Source organism: Micromonospora sp. NPDC047762 (genome assembly GCF_043204655.1).
Classification (GTDB): Bacteria; Actinomycetota; Actinomycetes; order Mycobacteriales; family Micromonosporaceae; genus Micromonospora.
Genome location: NZ_JBIDCQ010000003.1, coordinates 502,277 through 521,656, shown reverse-complemented (window position 1 = coordinate 521,656; position 19,380 = coordinate 502,277). Strand labels below are relative to the sequence as shown.

Below are 19,380 nucleotides of genomic sequence, written 5' to 3'. Positions count from 1 at the left end.
ATGAGCGTGGCACCGCGAGAGGAATGGCGTCGTCCGGGCCCGACGGCGGAACAGCGCCGAAACGACCTCTGGATCGGCCTGGGGATGACCGGACTGGCGTTGGTCAGTCTGACCCTGGCCCGCAGCACCGGCGCGTTCCTCCTGGGCCCACCGCCGTCCGGGCCTGAGCAGCTGTTCTGGACCGTCGCGGTGACCCTCCCGCTGATCTGGCGACGACGCCGGCCGACCGCGACCCTGCTGGTCGTCGCGGTGGCGTTCATCGCCGCCCAGGCCCGCTCGGCCCCGGAGACCCAGTTCTCCTCGTGGGCCCTGTTCTGCGCCCTCTACACCGTCGGCGCGTGGGGGCAGGACCGCCAACTGTCCCGCCGGCTGCGGATCGGCGTGATCGCCACGATGTTCGCCTGGCTCGGTGTCTACTACGCGGTGATGATCGACCACATCCCGGCGGATGCCTTCGCCGACGCGGTCGGACCGGTGCCACCGGTGCTCGCCGCGATGGTCACCGGCGTGCTGCTCAACGTACTGGTCTTCGGTTTCGGGTACTTCTTCGGCGAGACCGCGTGGGTGGCCGCGCGCCGCGAGCACGAGCTGCGCGCCCAGGCCGAGGACCTGCGCCGGTCGCAGGCCGAGGCCCGGGAGCGGGCGGTGCTCGGCGAACGGGTCCGGATCGCCCGCGAGCTGCACGACGTGGTCGCCCACCACGTGTCGGTGATGGGCGTGCAGGCATCCGCCTGCCGCCGGGTGTTCGACCGCGACCCGGGCAAGGCCCGCACCGCGCTGACCGCCATCGAACAGAGCGCCCGCACCGCCGTCGACGAGCTGCGTCGGATGCTCGGCGTGCTGCGGACCTCCACCGGCACCGACGCCGCGACGCCGCCGGCCGGCGGCGTCGAACGGATCGACGAGCTGGTCGAGCGGGCTCGGGCCGCCGGGCTGACGGCCACCCTCGGGGTGTACGGCGACCCTGTCGCGTTGCCCGAATCGGTCTCCCAGACGGCTTACCGGGTGACGCAGGAGGCGGTGACCAACACTTTGAAGCACGCCGAGGCGGCCCTGCTCGACGTGCGGGTCCGGTACCTGGCCCGGGAGGTGGAGGTCGACGTGACCGACGACGGGCGGGGCGGCGGGCGGGCCGACACCGACGGACTGGGCCTGATCGGCATGCGCGAACGGGTCACCGCCCACGACGGCGACCTGGAGGCCGGGCCACGGGCCGGCGGCGGCTGGCGGGTACGCGCCCGCTTCCCCCTGGCGGCGTCGCCGGACCGACCGATGGGCCCACAGCGGGAGCCGAGCGACAGGCAGCAGGCGGCAGCCGGCGCGGAGCCGTCGGCATGAGCGCGGCAGGCCAGCAGGCGCGTGACGCCGGGCCGACGGTGCGGGTGCTGCTCGCCGACGACCAGCACCTCGTCCGTACCGGCTTCCGGGTCATCCTGGAGGTGGAGGACGACATCGAGGTGGTCGGTGAGGCCGCCGACGGCGAACGGGCCGTCACCATGACCCGAGCCACCCGCCCCGACGTCGTACTGATGGATGTGGAGATGCCCGGGATGGACGGCCTGGAGGCCACCCGGCAGATCGTCGCCGACGGCCCCGGGGCGCCGGCGGTGCTGATCCTCACCACCTTCGACCGCGACGACTACCTGTTCGCGGCGCTGCGGGCCGGGGCCAGCGGCTTCCTGCTCAAGAACGGCACGCCGGAGGAGCTGATCGAGGCGATCCGGGTGCTGGCCAGGGGCGACGGTCTGCTCGCCCCGGAGATCACCCGCCGGGTGATCTCCACCTTCGCCCGACCCGGTGACCCGGCGGGCACCGCCCACCGGGGCCCGGACGCCGAGGCCGCGCTGGCCGGGCTGACCCCGCGCGAACGGGAGGTGCTGATGCTGCTCGCCGCCGGGTCGAGCAACGCGGAGATCGCCGCGGCCATCCACCTGGGCGAGGCGACGGTGAAGACGCACGTGAGTCGGGTACTGGCCAAGCTCGGCCTGCGCGACCGGGTGCAGGCAGTGGTGTTCGCGTACGAGAACGGGGTGGTCCGCCCGGGCGGGTGACGGCGTCCGCCGCGAGGTGGACCCGCCCGCTCACCCGCCGGACGGACGGCACGGCGGCGTGATCGATCTAGCGTGTGTGCGTGACCAGAACGCTTCGCCTCGACGGCGTCGACCGCAGCTTCGGCGACCGTCAGGTGCTCAGGAACGTGTCCTTCGAGGTGTCCGCCGGCCGGATGACCGGTTTCGTGGGCGCCAACGGCGCCGGCAAGACCACCACCATGCGGATCATCCTGGGTGTGCTCGCCCCCGACGCGGGCGAGGTGAGCTGGGGCGGCACCGCGCTGACCCCGCAGGACCGCCGGCGCTTCGGCTACATGCCGGAGGAGCGGGGCCTCTACCCCAAGATGACCACCCGCGAGCAGGTGACCTACCTGGGCCGGCTGCACGGGCTGGACGCCGCCGCGGCACGACGTTCCACCGACGCGCTGCTGGACCGGGTCGGGCTCGGCGAGCGCGGCGACGACCTGCTGGAGACGCTGTCGCTGGGCAACCAGCAGCGGGCCCAGATCGCCGCCGCGCTGGTCCACGATCCCGAGGTGCTGGTGCTCGACGAGCCGTTCTCCGGCCTCGACCCGCTGGCCGTGGAGACCGTCGTGGCCGTGCTGCGGGAACGGGCTTCGGCCGGCGCGCCGGTGCTCTTCTCCAGTCACCAGCTCGACGTGGTGGAGCGCCTCTGCGACGACCTGGTGATCATCGGGGACGGGGTCATCCGGGCCGCCGGCAGCCGGCAGCAGCTGCGCGACTCGTACACGGTGCCCCGCTTCGAGCTGGTCGTGGAACACGACGCCGGCTGGGTACGCGACCACCCCGGTGTGACAGTTGTCGAGTTGGACGGCGCGCGGGTGGTCTTCGACCTGCCGGCCGGCACCGACGAACAGCCCGTGCTGCGGGCCGCCCTCGCGCGCGGCCCGGTCCGCGCCTTCCGCCCGGTCAGCCCCTCGCTCACCGAGATCTTCCGAGAGGTCACCCAGTGAACGTCACCCAGGCCACCCGGCTGGTCGCCGAACGCGAGATCCGGGTCAAACTGCGCGACCGCACCTTCCTGTTCGGCACGCTGTTCTTCCTGTTGATCGCCGCGGCCGGCACCATCCTGCCGCCGCTGTTCTCCGGCGGGCCGTCCACAGTGGCGGTGACCGAGAGCCTGGCCGCGCCGCTGCGCGCCGCCGGGCTGGAAGTCCGGGTCGTCCCCGATGACCGGGCCGCCGAGCAGGCCGTCCGCGACGACGACGTGGACGCCGCGGTGGTCACCGGGCCAGCCGTCCTGGCCATGGACGACGCCCCCGACGACGTGGTGACGGCCCTGAGCACCCAGCCGACCGTCCGCCTGCTCGACCCGGACGCTGTCGATCCGGTGGTGGCGTTCCTGGTGCCGTTCGTCTTCGCGTTCGTCTTCTTCATCACCTCGCAGACCTTCGGTGTGCAGATCGCGCAGAGCGTCATCGAGGAGAAGCAGACCCGGATCGTGGAGATCCTGGTCGCCGCCGTGCCGGTGCGGGCCCTGCTGGCCGGGAAGGTGGTGGCCGGGGCCATCCTGGCGTTCGCGCAGATCGCCCTGATCGCGCTGGTGGCGGTGCTCGGGCTGCAGATCGGCGACAGCGGAGGTCTGCTCAGCCTGCTCGCCCCGGCGATCGGCTGGTTCGTACCGTTCTTCCTGATCGGTTTCGTGCTGCTCGCCGCCATGTGGGCCGCGGCCGGCGCGCTGGCCAACCGGCAGGAGGACATCGCCGCCGTTTCGACGCCGGTGCAGCTCGCCGTCATGCTGCCGTTCTTCGCGGTCATCTTCCTGAACGACAACGCCACGGCGATGCGCGTGCTGTCCTACCTGCCGTTCTCGTCGCCCACGGCCATGCCGCTGCGGCTCTTCACCGGCGACGCGGCCGGCTGGGAGCCGATCGTCTCACTGCTCCTCCTGGTGCTCGCCGCCGGAGCGTTCCTCCTCGCCGGGGCCCGGGTGTACGAGGGGTCACTGCTGCGCACCAACGGCCGGACCTCGCTGCGCACCGCCTGGCGGGAGCGAGAGACGATCGGCTGAGCCAGCGGTCCGCCCCGCCCGGGCGTCGGTGTCCTGATCGGACGCCGGCGCCCGCTGCCGTACGGCACCGTGCCGAGCGCTGTTCGGTGGCCGCGAACAGCGCGAACACTCCTACGTTGAGCCGATCCTCACGGCAACGACCTGGTCGTCGCCGGTTTCCGGACCGGAAAGGCTCCCGATGTCCCCACCGATCACCGCACGGCAACTCCGCCGTCTGCTCAGCGTCGTGCTCGCTGTCGCGCTCGCTGTCGCGCTCGCCAGCACCCTCACCGCCCTCGTCCGCCCCGCGCCGGCCGCCGCGGCTCCGGGCGACCTCATCCTCAACGGCACGTTCGACACCGGCAGCACTCAGCCCTGGTGGACCCGGCTCGCCTCGACCAGCACCACTGTCAACGCCGGGCAACTGCGCGTCCGCACCAGCGCCACAGTGGGCAAGCCCGTCTGGGAGGACCTGGTCGGTCACTTCGAGTTCGGGGTGACGGCCGCGCAGCCGTACCGGTTGCAGTTCGACGCCTCGGCCGACGTCAGCCGCTCCCTGCGCGTCTCGGTCTCCCGGGCGGACACGCCCTTCACCTCCGCCGTCGACCAGAACGTCACGCTGACGTCCTCGATGAGTCGCTTCACCTTCGACTTCGTATCCCCGTTCGGCGACCCGAAGGCCGTGCTGCTGTTCCACTTCGGCGGCCAGACCGCCTCGACAGTCCGGTTGGACAACATCTCGCTCACCCCGCTGGCCGTGAACCCGGCCACCGACCCGATCCTGCACTGGAACGGTGTCCTGCTGGCCACCTACAAGGCGCTGGACCTGCCACCCACCTCCTCGTCGCGCGAGGCCGCCATCCTGCACGCGGCGATGCACGACGCCGCCGTCTCGGTCACCGGGGTCGGCAACCCCTACCGGGTACGAGTGCCGGTCAGCTACCCGGGCACCATGGACAACGTCGTCGCGCCGTCGGTGCACGCCGCCATCGACCGGGCCGCGTACGACGTGCTGACCGCCCTGTACGGCGGTCAGGGACAGTCCTACTCCGCGGCCCTCGCCGCCGCTGTCGCACTCCGACCGTCCGGGGTGAACGCCGCCGAGGTAGCCCGTGGTGACACCGTCGGTGCGGCGGCGGCCGCCGCCAACCTCCAGGCCCGCGCCAACGACGGCTTCGACAACCCCACCGCCTACCCGGTGCAGGAGAATGTGCCCGGCGCGTGGCGGCCGACAAACGGCAAGGCGGCGGTCAGCCCGAACTGGGGACTGGTGACCCCGTTCGCGCTCACCTCGGGCCGGCAGTTCCGGCCCGGCCTACCGGCCGGCGCTACCGGGTACGCCGACCTGCTCGGCAAGCAGGAGTACCGCACCCAGGTGCAGGAGATCCGCGACTACGGCGGTCGGACGTCGTCGCTGCGGACACCCGAGCAGACACAGATCGCGTTCTTCTGGGCCAACGACCTGGGAGGCACCTACAAGCCACCGGGTCAACTCTTCTCGCACACCCGGATCGTGTCGGAGCAGCGTCAGCTCGGCATCCTCGCCAACGCCCGGCTCTTCGGGCTGGTGGCCCTCGCCCTCGCCGACGCCGCCATCGCCGCCTGGGACGCCAAGTACCAGACGCCCATCGACCTGTGGCGGCCGGTGACGGCGATCGAGGCGATGGAGGGCCCCGGTTGGCAACCGCTGTCGAAGACCCGCGAGGGGGTGCCGTACACCCCGGCGTTCCCGGCCTACATCTCCGGGCACGCCACCTTCGCGGGCGCCTGGTCGGCGGTGATGAAGAGGTTCTTCGGCACCGATGCGATCGCCTTCGACGCCACGACGGACGACCCGCACGCCGTGGGCGTGGTGCGGCACATGACCGGCTTCGACCACGCCGCCGAGGAGAACGCGCTGAGCCGGATCTACCTCGGCGTGCACTATCGCTTCGACGCGGACGCCGGCCTCGCCACCGGCCGCTCGGTGGGCGCGTACGTCTTCGCCAACCGCCTGCGACAGTGAACCGTCGGTCCGGATGACCGACGCTCCCCGTCCGGTTCGTGGACCGGACGGGGAGCGGCACGCGTGACAGCTACGCCGCGCAGTTCCAGTGGCCGAAGTCGCCGGTACGGGACCAGACCTCCCGTGCCGCCCTGATGTTCCAGGCCGCGTCGAGCGCCGTCTGGCGGTCGACGCCGAACCGGGACACCTCCATCTCGCTGAACTGGAACAACCCCCAGCGGCGCGATCCGTCCTCGACGACCTCCACCCGGTACGGGTCCAGGCCGGACAGGCAGCGCGCCACCTGCACCGCCCCGGCCGGGTCCTCCGGGAACGTCCGCCGCAGGTGTTTGCCGATCCGGTCCTCCGACCAGGTGGCGGGCACCGTGCGATCGCCCGCCAACTCGTCGAACAACCGCTCGTCCGCGGTGCCACTGACCGGCAGGCCGCCAAACGCCTGGAACACCATCACCCGGCTGGTGGTGTCCGGGCCGAACCAGCCGTCGACCGGGACGGTGAGTCCGTCGGCCACCAGATGTTCCTGGAGGCTCAGCACGCAGGGGCCGTACATGCCCTGGCGCAGCACCTCCGGGCAGCCGACGGTCGGCGAACTGTCGACTGTGGAAGGGGTGAGAGGTCGCAGCGCCCCGGTCGCCCCGACCGTCAGGACGCCGAGCACCGCCAGCAGCGCCAGCCGAAGCCAGCGACGGGCCGGCCAGGGCGCTTCGGGCCGCGGCGGAACCGAGCCGACGCTCGGGCGAATGTCCGCCGCGACGACGGTGGACGGGCCGGCAGGGGTCCGTTGCGCGTCGCTCTCCCCTCGACCCTGCTCGCCGAGGCGAGCTTCGAGGTCCCGCCGTGCCTCCAGCCACCTGTCGACCTCGACCGCAGGGGTGCCGCAGGCGGCCAGCAACGCGACGACGGTGCGTTCCCGGGGCAGCGTCGTCCGCCCCAGCATCGTCGCGAGGGTGCTCGGCGGCAGCCAGTGCCCGGCCGCCGAGGCTTGCCGGGCCAGTTCCCGATAGGTCAGACCGGAACGCCGCCGCACCTCCCTGAGCGACGCCACGTACTCCCCCGCCGTGGCCGCCTGCGGCACCGGATCCCGGACAGCGTCATCCATCGAATCTCCCCGTGTGGTTGGTGTGGTCCAGCCCGAACCCGTGCCGGCGCGAGCCGGTCGGCCGTACGCCGGTCAGCGGCGCGGCCATCGACAAAGACGCTAGGTAACCCGCTCGACCAGGACAATGCCCTGGTCACCGCGCTGGGCTGTCCGGGCAGCTCACAGCGGCTTGTCCGGATCCTGTCCGACCATGTCGGACAGTCACCGGGACCTGATTTGCCCTCGCGTCCGCGGTGTCTGGAGAATCGGGCGATGACCACGGGGGAGCTACGCCCGGACGACGCGTCCGACCCGGCCGAATTCATCGAGATGCTGCGCCAGCTCAAGGACCGGTCGGGACTCACCTACCGACAACTGGAACAGCGCGCCGCGTCGACGGGCGACGTCCTGGCCCGCAGCACCGCAGCGGACATCCTGCGACGGTCCACACTGCCACGCCCCGAGGTGGTGGCCGCGTTCGTGCGGGCGTGCGGCGCGGGAGAACAGGTCGAGACGTGGCTACGGGCCCGGCACCGCCTCGCGGCAGGTCAGTTGACCCCGCCGTCCCCGGCGGCGGACCCGCCACCGGTCGACCCGGTCACGACGGTGGCCCCGGAGCACTCTGGCCCGACCCGCCCACGCTGGTTCGCGCGCCCCGCGCCGGTGGCGCTGCTCGTCGTCGCCCTGCTGGCCACGCTCGGCGTGGGCTTCTGGATCGAACGACGCGACGACGAACAGGGGAAGACCGCCCACACCACCGATCCGACCGCGTCGGCGGCTGACGGTGCCCGTTCGCCGAGCGCGGGGCTCAGCCAGATCCGCCCCGCCCGCAGCCCGCACCTCTGCCTCACCGAGGGCCGCGACCGCACCGGCCAGTACACGAAGGAGATAGCTGTGCAGCGGCCCTGCACGGAGGCCACCCCACCGGACACCTCGCTGGAACCGGTGGCCGACGGAATGTTCTTCATCCACTGGGTCCACCCGGTGCTCGGGAAGGGCTGCCTCACCATCCGCGAGGACGATCCCGGACGGAACTTCCTCGAACCCTGGAACGCGAAGGACTGCAACGCGAACAGGCCGACGCAGGTGTTCCACTTCGAACCGACCGGAGCGAATCCCGACGCGTACCGGATCCGGCCCGACCGGAGCGAGTTGTGCGTCGGCCTGCGCGACGACGACAGCGACGTGGCGAACGCGGCGCTGGTCGAGCCGTGCACCGGCGGCCCGGATCAGGTGTTCCTGGTCACGGCGCTGCCCGGGAACTGACGTCGCCGCCGCTCAACGCGCGGGTGGCACCTGATCCCAGCCGGCGGGCAGCGGGGGCGCCGTCCAGGCCGGGTCCGGCTGCCAGGTGGCCCACGACCGGTCCCACCAGCGCTCACCGGCGTCGAGCAGGGCGGCGATCCGGTCACCCTCGGCCTGGATGGTGTCCGCCATGCCCGGGTAGCGCCCCTCGACGAGGCGCTGGGCGAACAGCTCCACGTCCTTCCAGACGTACCGGTCGGCGTCCGCGGCCCACCACAGGTCCAGCTCGTGGTCCAGGGTGTCCACCCCGATCGGGGTACGCCGCACCGGGTCCTGGAGGTTGAAGTACCAGCCGGCGAACTCGCGCGCCGGCCCGGCCCAGAACACGTCGATCGAGTGCGCCTCACCGGGGCGTTGCAGCATCAGCTTGCCGTGCCCGGACCAGGAGCGGTGCCCGGCGGCCTCCCACGGGTGCCGCCCGCAGGGGAAGACGCCGGTGTCCGGGAAGCCGAACTCGGCCCCCGGTGGGAGGTAGAGGGCGAGCAGGTCAGGCGAATCCTCGACGCAGATCGTCGGGCAGCCGAACCAGACCTCACCCCGCAGCACCTCACGGCGCACCACGGTGTCACCAGCCGCAAACCCCGCCACCACCACTCACACCCCCGCAACCCGCATCCCGCCGCGATCTTGCACTTTCTGTTGGCGATATGCCAGGTGTTGCCCGGTGTGTCGGGTCAGAAAGTGCAAGATCGCGGCGGGGTGAAGCGCGGCGAGGTCAGGTCAGGTCAGGCGTCTACCGCTGCCATCACGTCGTCGCTGACGTCGAAGTTGGCGTAGACGTTCTGGACGTCGTCGCAGTCCTCCAGGACGTCGATCAGCTTGAAGATCTTGCGCGCGCCCTCTTCGTCCAGCGGCACGTTGACGCTGGGGATCAGGGAGGACTCGGCCGACTCGTACTCGATCCCGGCGTCCTGCAACGCCGTGCGCACAGGGATCAGGTCGGTCGGCTCGGAGACCACCTCGTACGCCTCACCGATGTCGTTGACCTCTTCGGCGCCGGCGTCGAGGACGGCGAGCATCACGTCGTCCTCGCTGGTGCCCTCCTTGGGGACGATCACCACGCCCTTGCGGGAGAACATGTACGACACCGAGCCGGCGTCGGCGAGCGAGCCGCCGTTGCGGGTCAGCGCGGTCCGTACCTCGGTCGCCGCGCGGTTGCGGTTGTCCGTGAGGCACTCGATGAGCATGGCGACGCCGCTCGGGCCGTACCCCTCATACATGATCGTCTGCCAGTCGGCGCCGCCGGCCTCCAGGCCGGAGCCGCGCTTGACGGCGCGATCGATGTTGTCGTTCGGCACCGAGCTCTTCTTCGCCTTCTGGATGGCGTCGAAGAGCGTCGGGTTGCCGGAGGGGTCACCGCCGCCGGTCCGCGCGGCCACCTCGACGTTCTTGATCAGCTTGGCGAACATCTTGCCGCGCTTGGCGTCGATGACGGCCTTCTTGTGCTTGGTCGTCGCCCACTTTGAGTGGCCGGACATCTTCTACCTCCGTTGCTACCCGCCGTCTGCATCGACCGCACCGCTCACGCCCCGCTCCCACCGGCGCACGCGGAGGTGCCGGTCAGCTCTGGTGGAAGCCGTGGCGGGCAGATGGCCCTGCCGAATCTCCGCAATCCTACCGACGTCCCTCGGGTCGCTGTCACGCACCGCGCGTGGCGGCCTCCCCGCGCCTGCCCAAATCGGGCAGACGCCGGGAAAGCGGATTCACAACATCAGGATGGTCTCCATCTCAGCTCACCAGCTCCGCCTGGTCGGCCGCCACCCGTGCCGGGTCGACCGGACGCCCTGCTCGCGACCAGGTCACGATCTCGGTGAGCATCGCCGACAACTCCGCCTCCCGGCCGTCGGCCGGCGCGAAGCGGCCGGCGGTCGGGTCACCAGGGTCGGCGCCGGTGAAGTCGAAGTCGGTGAAGATCGACAGTGCCACCTCCGTCGGCACCACCACGGTCCGCACCTCGGTCAGGATCGCCCGCAGGTGGTCGGCTGCCCGAGTGCCACCTCGTACGCCGTAGCTCAGCACCCCGGCCACCTTGTCGGTCCACTCCACGTACAGGTAGTCGATGCCGTTCTTGAGCGCGGCCGGGATCGAACGGTTGTAGTCCGGGGTGACGAACACGAAGGCGTCGCAGGCGTCCACCACGGCCGCCCACCGCAGGGTGTGCGGGCGCCGGTAGTCGCCGAACAGTGCCGGCACCGGCTCGTCGAGCAGTGGCAGTTCCTGCTCCGCCAGGTCGACGAGCGTGCAGACGGCGTCCCCGACACGTACCACCTCGTGCCGCTCGGCCACCTCCATGGCCCAACGGGCGATCGCCGTGCCACGTCGGCCGGGACGGGTGCTGCCCACGATCAGGCCGATCCGCAGCGGACCCATGCTCTGTGCGTTTCTCATGACCACGATCCTGTGCGCGACGGCACGAGCCGGGGAGACCGCCGCGAGGATGGCCCTGTCAGGGCCACCCAGCAGCCGATGCCGACTGCCAGACTGGGTCGGTGATGGACGGAGAGCTGGGCGCGTTCCTCCGCAGTCGTCGCGAGGCGCGGCAACCGGCCGAGGTCGGCCTCGCCGAGGGGCCGCGCCGCCGCACCCCCGGGCTGCGCCGAGCCGAACTGGCGACGTTGGCGCAGGTCAGCGTCGAATACCTGACCCGGCTGGAGCAGGGCCGCGACACCCGGCCGTCGCCGGAGATCCTCGCCGCGCTCGCCGACGCGCTGCGCCTGGACAGCGCCGACCGGGAACACCTGCGGCAGCTCGCCTCGGCCCAGCACGCCCGACAGCTCTGTTCGGGCGACCGGCCTACGGTGTCCCGTACCGTCCGGCCAACGGTCCGCGCCATGCTCGACGCGCTGCGCGACACCCCGGCGTACGTGCTCAACCGGCTCGGTGACGTGCTGGCCTGGAACGACCCGTTCGAGCGGCTGGCCCGCCCGCTCGGCCTGCTGGACGGGTCGCGACCGAACCTGGTCTGGTTCGTGCTGACCGACGAGCGGGCCCGCGGGCACTACCCGCAGTGGTCGGCGGTGGCCGACCAGCAGGTTGCGGAGCTGCACCTGCTGCGGCGAGGCGACCCGGCCAGCGACGCCTTCGCCGAGCGGCTGGCCCGGACGGTGGGAGCGCCGTTCACCGACCGTTGGCGGCGGCGACCGGTGACCGCCGCACGGGCCGGCCTGCTGACGGTGCGCCATCCGGAGGCGGGGCTGCTCCGCCTCAACGTCGAGACGCTGGAGCTGGCCGAGGCCGACCCGCAGCGGCTGGTGGTGCAGTTGCCCGCCGACGCCGCCACAGCGACCGCGCTCGACGAGTTGGCGGGCCGCCGCCCGGGGCGCTTGCGCGCGGTCGCCGGCTGAGCGACGGGCACCCCGTCACCCGGCAGCGCGGACCAGGTCCACGAAGTACGCGTGCACGCGCAGGTCACCGGTGAGCTCCGGGTGGAACGAGGTGGCCAGCAGGTTGCCCTGTCGCACCGCGACGATCCGGTCGGCGGCCGGCCCGTCGGACACCACCCCGATGACCTCGACGCCGGCACCGACCCGCTCGACCCACGGCGCGCGGATGAACACCGCGTGGAACGGCTCGCCAGGCACCCCGGTGACGGTCACCGGCGCCTCGAACGAGTCGACCTGCCGGCCGAACGCGTTGCGACGGACGGTCATGTCGATGCCGGCGAAGCCCCGCTGGTCGGGTCGACCGTCGAGCACCTCGGTCGCCAACATGATCATCCCGGCGCAGGAGCCGTAGACCGGCATGCCGTCGGCAATCCGCTTGTCGATCGGCTCGCGCATCTCGAAGATGTCGGCGAGCTTGCTCATTGTGGTGGACTCGCCGCCCGGGATGACCAGGCCGTCGACCGCGTCCAGCTCCGCCGGACGGCGGACCGGGCGGGCGTCCGCGCCCGCCGCGGCCAGTGCCGCCACGTGCTCGCGGACATCACCCTGGAGCGCGAGCACGCCGATGGTGGGCGCGCCCATGCCTACCAACCCCGCTCGGCCAGACGGTGCGGCTGCGGGATCTCGTCGACGTTGATGCCGACCATCGCCTCGCCGAGGCCCCGCGAGACCTTGGCCAGCACGTCCGGGTCGTCATGGAAGGTGGTCGCCTTGACGATCGCGGCGGCCCGCTGAGCCGGGTTGCCCGCCTTGAAGATGCCGGACCCGACGAACACGCCCTCCGCGCCGAGCTGCATCATCATCGCCGCGTCCGCCGGCGTGGCGATCCCACCGGCGGTGAACAGCACCACCGGCAGCTTGCCGCTCTCGGCGACCTCCTTGACCAGCTCGTACGGGGCCTGCAACTCCTTGGCCGCGACGTACAGCTCGTCGGTCGGCAGCGAGGCCAGCCGGGCGATCTCCTGGCGGATCTTCCGCATGTGGGTGGTGGCGTTGGAGACGTCACCGGTGCCGGCCTCGCCCTTGGAGCGGATCATCGCCGCACCCTCGGTGATCCGGCGCAACGCCTCGCCCAGGTTCGTCGCTCCACAGACGAAGGGCACCGTGAACGCCCACTTGTCGATGTGGTTGGCGTAGTCGGCCGGGGTCAGCACCTCGGACTCGTCGACGTAGTCCACGCCGAGCGACTGGAGGATCCGCGCCTCCACGAAGTGGCCGATGCGGGCCTTGGCCATCACCGGGATGGAGACCGCCTCGATGATCCCGTCGATCATGTCGGGGTCGCTCATCCGGGACACCCCACCCTGCGCGCGGATGTCGGCGGGCACCCGCTCCAGGGCCATCACCGCGACGGCTCCGGCGTCCTCGGCGATCTTGGCCTGTTCGGCGTTGACGACATCCATGATCACGCCGCCCTTGAGCATCTCGGCCATGCCACGCTTCACGCGGGCGGTGCCGACGACGGGGGCGTTACCGGTGTTCGAGGCGGTGTTTTCGGGCACGGGTCATCGCTCCTTGGACGTGCTCTGGGGCTGGCGGCGGAAATGCTACGCGCGGTGCAACGCCGCACCGACAGCCAATCAGACCCCCGGTGGCCTGCGCTGTGGCAGTGGTCACCGGCCCGCCGTACCCGTCCGGGAGCGTGCGGCAACCGTCGAAGGTCAGGCGGCGGGGACGTCCGCCGGCACGACGAGGGTCGGGTCGTCGATGTCGAAGTAACGCGGCCACTCCCGGCCCCGCCCCATCCGCAACAGACGCACCAGCGGCCGGCTGCGCGCCGAACGGGCGTCCCGGACCAGATCGGTGTGCACCTGCCGGGACAACGCGAGCCGACGGCTCGCGGCGATGACCGCCGCGCAGTCCGGGTCGCCCGAGTCCAACTGGACACCGCGCAACTGCCGGGTGAGGTCGTTCTCCGCCGCCTCCCGCTCGTCCGGACCCGCGTCCAGGGCGATCCGGGCCGCCGCGTACAGCTCGACGCCGAAACGCCGCTCAGCCAGGACCGCGGCTGCCGCCGCGCGGCGCAGCAGGTGGGCGTCGAGAGCCCGGGCCGCCAGCTCCGCGCGGCCCTGTAGCCGCTCCACCCGGCCGGCGGTCCAGATGAGGTACGCCGCGACCAGCCCCACGACCACGCTCGCGGCCACCACCCACCACATGTGCGGCATCGTAGTGCTGCTCCGTTTCGTCCGATTGGGCGCGGCCGGACCGGTCTCGCCGGTCACCACCGCACCATCCGTCACACCGGCTCAGCTCAGCCCCACCCACTCCTGGTCGATGACCCGCCCGTCGGTTGCCTCGATCGCCGCTGCGTATACCTCCAGAACGCGGCGAGCAACCACCGACCAGTCGAAATTCGCGACCACCTGATCGCCACAGGCAGTCAGCGTGGCCCGCGCGGCCGGGTCGTCCAGCAGCTCGGTCAGCACGTCACGCAGCCCCACCGAGTCTCCGGTGGGGAAGAGCCGGCCGGCCCGCCCACCGTCGAGCACCCGCCGGAACGCGTCCAGATCGCTGGCGATGACCGTCGTGCCCGCCGCCAGCGCCTCGGTGAGGATCATGCCGAACGACTCGCCGCCGGTGTTCGGTGCGACGTAGAGGTGCACACTGCGCAACATGCGCGCCTTGTCCGCTTCGCTGACCAGGCCGAGGAACGTGATCTGCTCGTGCAGTTCGGCCGGGAACTGGTCGTACAGGTCGTCGGGGTCACCCGGGCCGGCGACCAGCAACCGCAGACCGGGCCGGGTGGCGGCCAGCGCCACGAACGCGTCGCGCAGCACCGGGAAGCCCTTGCGCGCCTCGGTGAACCGGCCCAGGAAGCCGAGCGTGCCGCCGGTGCCGGCCGCGCACTCCCCCGGCCAACCCGGCAACGGCTCGGCGTCGGCGAACTTGGCCACCGCCACCCCGTTGGGGATCTCCACCGCCCCGCCGTCCATGTGCTCGACCTGCACCTTGCGGGCCAGCGCGCTCACCGCGATGCGGGCCGTGATCCGCTCCAACACGATCTGGAGCACACCCTGCGCGGCGGCGAGGACCCGCGAACGGGTCATCGCGGTGTGGAACGTGGCCACCACCGGGCCACGGGCGGAGAGCACGGCCAGCAGCGACAAACTCAGCGTGAGCGGCTCGTGCACGTGCAGCACGTCGAAGTCACCGTTGGTGATCCACCGCCGAACCCGGGCGGTCGACACCGGGCCGAACGCGATCCGAGCCACCGAACCGTTGTACGGCAGCGGAACGGCCCGCCCGGCCGACACCACGTACTCCGGCAGCGGCGAATCCTCGTCGGCCGGTGCGAGCACGCTGACCTCGTGGCCCAGCGCGATCAGCGCCTCGGCCAGGTCCATGACGTGGTTCTGCACCCCACCGGGCACATCGAAGGAGTACGGGCACACGATGCCGATCCGCATCCGTCAGCCCACCTCCTCAGGCCGGGCCGGAGGCCGACGAGGGCAGCGCCGCGCCCGCCCCCGACCTCGCCTGGTCCAGCCACATCCGCTGCAACATGTGCCAGTCTTCCGGATGGCGGGCGATACCCGCCGCCAGACCGTCGGCGATCAGCTGGGTCAGCGACCGGACCCGCTGGTCCAGCGGCCCCACCTCGGGGCCCGGCACCGGTAACGGACCAATCAGCGACGCGCAGGCGGCATCCGGTTCGTACCACAGCGAGGCCACGTAGAGCGGCGCGCCGGTGTGCAGTGCGAGCAACGCCGGCCCGGCGGGCATCCGGGTCTTCCCACCGAAGAAGTCCACCTCCACCCCCCGGGCGGAAAGGTCCCGGTCGGCCAGCAACGGCACCACCGCACCGGCCCGCAGCCGGTCCAGCAACACGTCGAACGCCGGGCGCGGCCCCCCGTGGGTCGGCAGGATCTCCATCCCGAGGACCTCTCGGAAGGCCAGGAAACGCTTGTACACGCCCTCCGGCTTGAGCCGCTCCATGACAGTGGTGATCGGCCAACCGGTGGCCGCCACCCAGGCGCCCGCGGCATCCCAGTTGCCGGCGTGCGGCAGGGCCACCACCGCGCCCCGTCCGGCGGCCACGTCGGCGGCGAGCAGCTCGGCGCCGTCGAGCCGGAAACCGGACAGGATCTGCGACCGGCTCAGGCCGGGCAGCCGGAACGCCTCCATCCAGTACCGGGCGTACGAACGCAAACCGCGCTTGACGAGATCGTCCAACTCGGCGTCGGGCAGCTCCGGGCCGACCACCCGGCGCAGGTTCGCGCGCAGTCGGGCCGTACCCCCGGTGCCGGTGCGGTGCGCGCGGTCCGCGCCCGCCCGGAACGCCGCCGCCACCAACGGCCGGGGTAGCGCGCGGACCACCCGCCACCCGGTGATGTAGCCCAGCTCGGTGAGGTTCACGCGACTCGGCCGCAGTTCTTCCGACGCCGGGTCGCCGGCACGCCACTCATGCCTGGCCGTCCGGCTGGAGCTGCTGGGCCTGGCGGTAGACGTGCGTCATCCGCTGCCCCACCGTGAAGATCGACACGGCGGCGAGCAGCCACAGCGCGATCTCCAGGGCCGGATCGACACCGACACCGGTGAGGATCCCGCCGACCCCGACGATGAGCAGTCGCTCGGTGCGTTCGGCGATGCCCACGTTGCAGGTCATGCCGAGCCCTTCGGCGCGGGCCTTGACGTAGGACACGAGGCTGCCGGCGGCCAGGCAGACCAACGCGGCGGCCACACCGGAGTGGTCGCCCTCGGTGGCCAGCCAGTACGCGACCGCGCCGAAGACGGCGCTGTCGGCGACCCGGTCCATGCTTGAGTCGAGGAACGCGCCGAACCTGGTGGAGCCGCCGCTCATCCGGGCCATCGTCCCGTCGAGCAGGTCGGTGAGCGCGAACAGGGTGACGATCAACGCGCCCGCGACCAGATGGCCGCGAGCACCGAAGCCGAGCGCGCCGACGAGCACACCAACGGTGCCCGCGACGGTGACGGCATTGGGGGTGACGCCCGCGCGCAGCAGGGCGCGGGCAATCGGCTCGACGACGCGGGTCATCCCCGCGCGGGCCGACACTTGGAAGATCTTCGCCATGGCGGTCCCCACGATAACGGTCCGCCCAGCTCCGGCGATACGGACGGTACCGCCGACCCGCCCGGGGGAGGCTTGTGCCTACCCGGCAACGGGTGTGAGATCGAGCCGGGAGGTGAGCCAGCTCACCCGTCCGCCCGTCCCGTTCCCGCTGTGCAGCAGACCACCGGAGGATATCGCCGCGCACTCGCCCCGGGCCGCTTCCACCTCGCGCGGCGGTCGCCACCACCACCGGCTGAGGGAGGTGCGCCCCATGGCGCAGAAGAGTCACGAGAAGGGTTCCACCGGCGGCACGCCGGTGGTGACCGAGCCCGAGCGGGTTCGCAACGTGGTGCTCGTCGGGCACTCCGGGGCGGGCAAGACCACACTGGTCGAGGCCCTGCTCGCCGCGACCGGCACGATCGGCCGCGCCGGCACCGTGGTCGACGGCACCACCGTCGGCGACCACGACCCCGCCGCCGTACGCCAGCAGCGCTCGGTCAGCCTGTCCTGCGCGCCGCTGCTGCACAACGGCATCAAGGTCAACCTGCTGGACACCCCCGGGTACGCGGACTTCGTCGGTGAGCTGCGCGCCGGGCTGCGGGCCGCCGACGCCGCGCTCTTCGTGGTCTCCGCCGCCGGCGGCATGGACGCGGCCACCGTCGCGCTGTGGGAGGAGTGCGCCGCCGTCGACATGCCCCGCGCTGTCGCGGTGGCCCGACTGGACCAACCCCGCGCCGACGTCGACGAGACGGTGGCGCTCTGCCAGCGCCTCTTCGGTGACAACGTGATGCCGCTCTACCTGCCGATGCTCGGCGACGACGGGGTGTCCACCGAAGGTCTGCTCGGCCTGATCACCCGTCGGGTCTTCGACTACAGCGCCGGGCTGCCCGCCGACGTCCGCGACCCCGACCCGGAGCACCAGCGGGCCATCGACGAGTCCCGCGACGAGCTGATCGAGGGGATCATCGCCGAGAGCGAGGACGAGACCCTGATGGACCGCTACCTCGACGGCGAGGAGATCGGCGACGAGGTGCTCATCGACGACCTGGAGAAGGCCGTCGCCCGGGGCCACTTCTACCCGGTGGTGCCGGTCTGCGCCCACACCGGCGTCGGGCTGGACGTGCTGCTGGAGGTGCTGACCGCCGCGTTCCCGTCGCCGCTGGAGCACGATCTGCCCGCGGTGACCGGCGTGGACGGCTCGCCGCGTCCGCCGCTGAGCTGCGACCCGGCCGGGCCGCTGGTCACCGAGGTCGTCAAGACCACCATCGACCGCCACGTTGGTCGGGTCTCGCTGGTCCGGGTCTTCTCCGGCACCCTGCGCCCCGACCAGACCGTGCACGTCTCCGGGCACGGCATGGCCGAACGCGGGCACCCCGACCACGACGCCGACGAGCGGGTCGGGCACATCTACACCCCACTGGGCGCCACCCTGCGGGAGGTGTCGCTCTGCGTGGCCGGTGACATCTGCGCGATCACAAAGTCAGGCAGCGCCGAGACCGGCGACACCATCTCGACCAGGGACGACCCGCTGCTGATCGCCCCCTGGGAGATGCCCGAGCCGCTGCTGCCGGTGGCGATCGCCGCCCGGAGCCGCGCCGACGAGGACGCCCTGGCCCGCAACCTCGCCCGCCTGGTCGCCGGCGACCCCACGCTGCGGCTGGAGCGCAACCCGGAGACCCACCAACTGGTGCTCTGGTGCATGGGCGAGGCACACGCGGACGTGGTGCTCGACCGGCTGCGCGCCGGCGGCGTCGAGCTGGACACCGAGCCGGTCAAGGTGTCGCTGCGCGAGACGCTGACCGTCCCTGCGAAGGGGCACGGCCGCCACGTCAAGCAGTCCGGCGGCCACGGCCAGTACGCGGTCTGCGACATCGAGGTCGAGCCGCTACCCCGCGGCAGCGGCTTCGAGTTCGTCGACCGGGTGGTCGGCGGGGCGGTGCCGCACAACTACATCCCATCCGTGGAGAAGGGTGTCCGCGCCCAACTGGAGCGCGGGCTGGTCGCCGGGCACCCCGTGGTGGACCTGCGGGTGACCCTTGTCGACGGCAAGTCGCACAGCGTCGACTCCTCCGACGCGGCCTTCCAGACCGCCGGCGCGCTGGCACTGCGCGACGCCGCCGAGCGTGGCCAGCCGGCCCTGCTGGAGCCGATCGACGAGGTCACCATCCGGGTTCCGGACGGCTCGGTGGGCACGGTGATGGGCGACCTGTCCGGCCGACGCGGCCGGGTGCTCGGCACCGAACCGGACCCGGACACCGAGGGCCGCACCCTCGTCCGCGCCGAAGTGCCAGCCACCGAACTGCTTCGGTACGCCGTCGAGCTGCGCTCCATGACGGCCGGCACCGGCACCTTCCGCCGCCACTTCGTCCGCCACGACCCCATGCCCGCCCACCTGGCCGACCAGACCCGCAAGGAACAACTCCCCTAACCCCGCCGCCCTGCCCTGCCCTGCCCTGCCCTGCCCTGCCCTGCCCTGCCCTGCCCTGCCCTGCCCTGCCCTGCCCTGCCCTGCCCTGCCCTGCCCTGCCCTGCCCTT

Annotated in this window: 18 protein-coding genes; 8 read left to right on the top strand and 10 right to left on the bottom strand. The window is 72.1% G+C overall.

Annotation, left to right across the window (positions count from 1 at the left end):
• The 5 genes from ACGF3C_RS13200 to ACGF3C_RS13180 all read left to right on the top strand — a co-directional run bounded on the left by ACGF3C_RS13200 (position 1) and on the right by ACGF3C_RS13180 (position 6,067).
• On the top strand, positions 1 to 1,338 hold the full coding sequence (locus ACGF3C_RS13200; protein WP_357235547.1) for a sensor histidine kinase: 1,338 nt from the start codon (positions 1 to 3) through the stop codon (positions 1,336 to 1,338).
• A complete protein-coding gene (locus ACGF3C_RS13195) occupies positions 1,335 to 2,051 on the top strand; it encodes a response regulator (protein WP_393221655.1) in 717 nt (238 codons plus the stop codon). The genes ACGF3C_RS13200 and ACGF3C_RS13195 overlap by 4 nt, the downstream gene beginning before the upstream one ends.
• A gap of 80 nt (positions 2,052 to 2,131) precedes the next feature.
• Complete coding sequence (locus ACGF3C_RS13190; protein WP_357235677.1) at positions 2,132 to 3,025, top strand: ATP-binding cassette domain-containing protein; 894 nt, start codon at positions 2,132 to 2,134, stop codon at positions 3,023 to 3,025.
• Positions 3,022 to 4,083 (top strand): ABC transporter permease, encoded by a 1,062-nt coding sequence (locus ACGF3C_RS13185; RefSeq protein WP_357227962.1) that lies wholly within the window; start codon positions 3,022 to 3,024, stop codon positions 4,081 to 4,083. The genes ACGF3C_RS13190 and ACGF3C_RS13185 overlap by 4 nt, the downstream gene beginning before the upstream one ends.
• Positions 4,084 to 4,261: 178 nt before the next feature.
• The gene (locus ACGF3C_RS13180) at positions 4,262 to 6,067 is read left to right on the top strand and encodes a carbohydrate binding domain-containing protein (protein WP_393221650.1); all 1,806 of its coding nucleotides are present in this window, start codon (positions 4,262 to 4,264) and stop codon (positions 6,065 to 6,067) included.
• Between the two features lie 70 nt (positions 6,068 to 6,137).
• On the opposite strand, the gene ACGF3C_RS13175 is transcribed toward ACGF3C_RS13180, so the two are convergent.
• Positions 6,138 to 7,166, bottom strand: coding sequence for a peptidoglycan-binding protein (locus ACGF3C_RS13175; RefSeq protein ID WP_393221647.1), 1,029 nt, complete (start codon positions 7,164 to 7,166; stop codon positions 6,138 to 6,140).
• 252 nt (positions 7,167 to 7,418) lie between these two features.
• On the opposite strand from ACGF3C_RS13175, the gene ACGF3C_RS13170 reads away from it, so the two are divergent.
• Complete coding sequence (locus tag ACGF3C_RS13170) at positions 7,419 to 8,411, top strand: helix-turn-helix domain-containing protein (RefSeq protein WP_357227970.1); 993 nt, start codon at positions 7,419 to 7,421, stop codon at positions 8,409 to 8,411.
• A gap of 12 nt (positions 8,412 to 8,423) precedes the next feature.
• Here the strand turns inward: ACGF3C_RS13170 and ACGF3C_RS13165 are convergent, their stop codons facing one another.
• From ACGF3C_RS13165 to ACGF3C_RS13155, 3 genes are all read right to left on the bottom strand, one after another.
• Positions 8,424 to 9,038, bottom strand: coding sequence for a DUF402 domain-containing protein (locus tag ACGF3C_RS13165; protein WP_393221643.1), 615 nt, complete (start codon positions 9,036 to 9,038; stop codon positions 8,424 to 8,426).
• Between the two features lie 137 nt (positions 9,039 to 9,175).
• Positions 9,176 to 9,928: a YebC/PmpR family DNA-binding transcriptional regulator gene (locus ACGF3C_RS13160; RefSeq protein ID WP_124771632.1), complete on the bottom strand. Its 753-nt coding sequence runs from the start codon at positions 9,926 to 9,928 to the stop codon at positions 9,176 to 9,178.
• A 250-nt stretch (positions 9,929 to 10,178) separates the two neighbouring features.
• Entirely contained in the window at positions 10,179 to 10,838 is a 660-nt protein-coding gene (locus ACGF3C_RS13155; RefSeq protein WP_393221640.1) for an NADPH-dependent FMN reductase, read from the bottom strand.
• A 104-nt stretch (positions 10,839 to 10,942) separates the two neighbouring features.
• On the opposite strand from ACGF3C_RS13155, the gene ACGF3C_RS13150 reads away from it, so the two are divergent.
• Positions 10,943 to 11,794 carry a helix-turn-helix transcriptional regulator gene (locus ACGF3C_RS13150; protein ID WP_393221933.1) on the top strand — a complete coding sequence of 284 codons (852 nt, stop codon included), beginning with the start codon at positions 10,943 to 10,945 and terminating at the stop codon, positions 11,792 to 11,794.
• Positions 11,795 to 11,809: 15 nt separating this feature from the next.
• Here the strand turns inward: ACGF3C_RS13150 and pdxT are convergent, their stop codons facing one another.
• The 6 genes from pdxT to pgsA all read right to left on the bottom strand — a co-directional run bounded on the left by pdxT (position 11,810) and on the right by pgsA (position 16,865).
• Positions 11,810 to 12,415, bottom strand: coding sequence for a pyridoxal 5'-phosphate synthase glutaminase subunit PdxT (gene pdxT / locus ACGF3C_RS13145; RefSeq protein WP_357227978.1), 606 nt, complete (start codon positions 12,413 to 12,415; stop codon positions 11,810 to 11,812).
• Positions 12,416 to 12,417: 2 nt separating this feature from the next.
• Positions 12,418 to 13,335, bottom strand: a complete 918-nt coding sequence (gene pdxS / locus ACGF3C_RS13140) for a pyridoxal 5'-phosphate synthase lyase subunit PdxS (RefSeq protein WP_357227980.1) — start codon at positions 13,333 to 13,335, stop codon at positions 12,418 to 12,420.
• Between the two features lie 159 nt (positions 13,336 to 13,494).
• Complete coding sequence (locus ACGF3C_RS13135) at positions 13,495 to 13,998, bottom strand: hypothetical protein (protein ID WP_357227983.1); 504 nt, start codon at positions 13,996 to 13,998, stop codon at positions 13,495 to 13,497.
• An 81-nt stretch (positions 13,999 to 14,079) separates the two neighbouring features.
• On the bottom strand, positions 14,080 to 15,240 hold the full coding sequence (locus ACGF3C_RS13130; RefSeq protein WP_393221636.1) for a glycosyltransferase family 4 protein: 1,161 nt from the start codon (positions 15,238 to 15,240) through the stop codon (positions 14,080 to 14,082).
• A gap of 16 nt (positions 15,241 to 15,256) precedes the next feature.
• Positions 15,257 to 16,189 carry a phosphatidylinositol mannoside acyltransferase gene (locus ACGF3C_RS13125; RefSeq protein WP_393221633.1) on the bottom strand — a complete coding sequence of 311 codons (933 nt, stop codon included), beginning with the start codon at positions 16,187 to 16,189 and terminating at the stop codon, positions 15,257 to 15,259.
• Positions 16,190 to 16,235: 46 nt separating this feature from the next.
• Positions 16,236 to 16,865 carry a phosphatidylinositol phosphate synthase gene (gene pgsA, locus ACGF3C_RS13120; protein ID WP_357204363.1) on the bottom strand — a complete coding sequence of 210 codons (630 nt, stop codon included), beginning with the start codon at positions 16,863 to 16,865 and terminating at the stop codon, positions 16,236 to 16,238.
• A 250-nt stretch (positions 16,866 to 17,115) separates the two neighbouring features.
• Between pgsA and ACGF3C_RS13115 the strand changes: the two genes are divergently transcribed.
• A complete protein-coding gene (locus tag ACGF3C_RS13115; protein WP_393221630.1) occupies positions 17,116 to 19,272 on the top strand; it encodes an elongation factor G-like protein EF-G2 in 2,157 nt (718 codons plus the stop codon).
• The last annotated feature ends 108 nt before the right edge of the window (positions 19,273 to 19,380 follow it).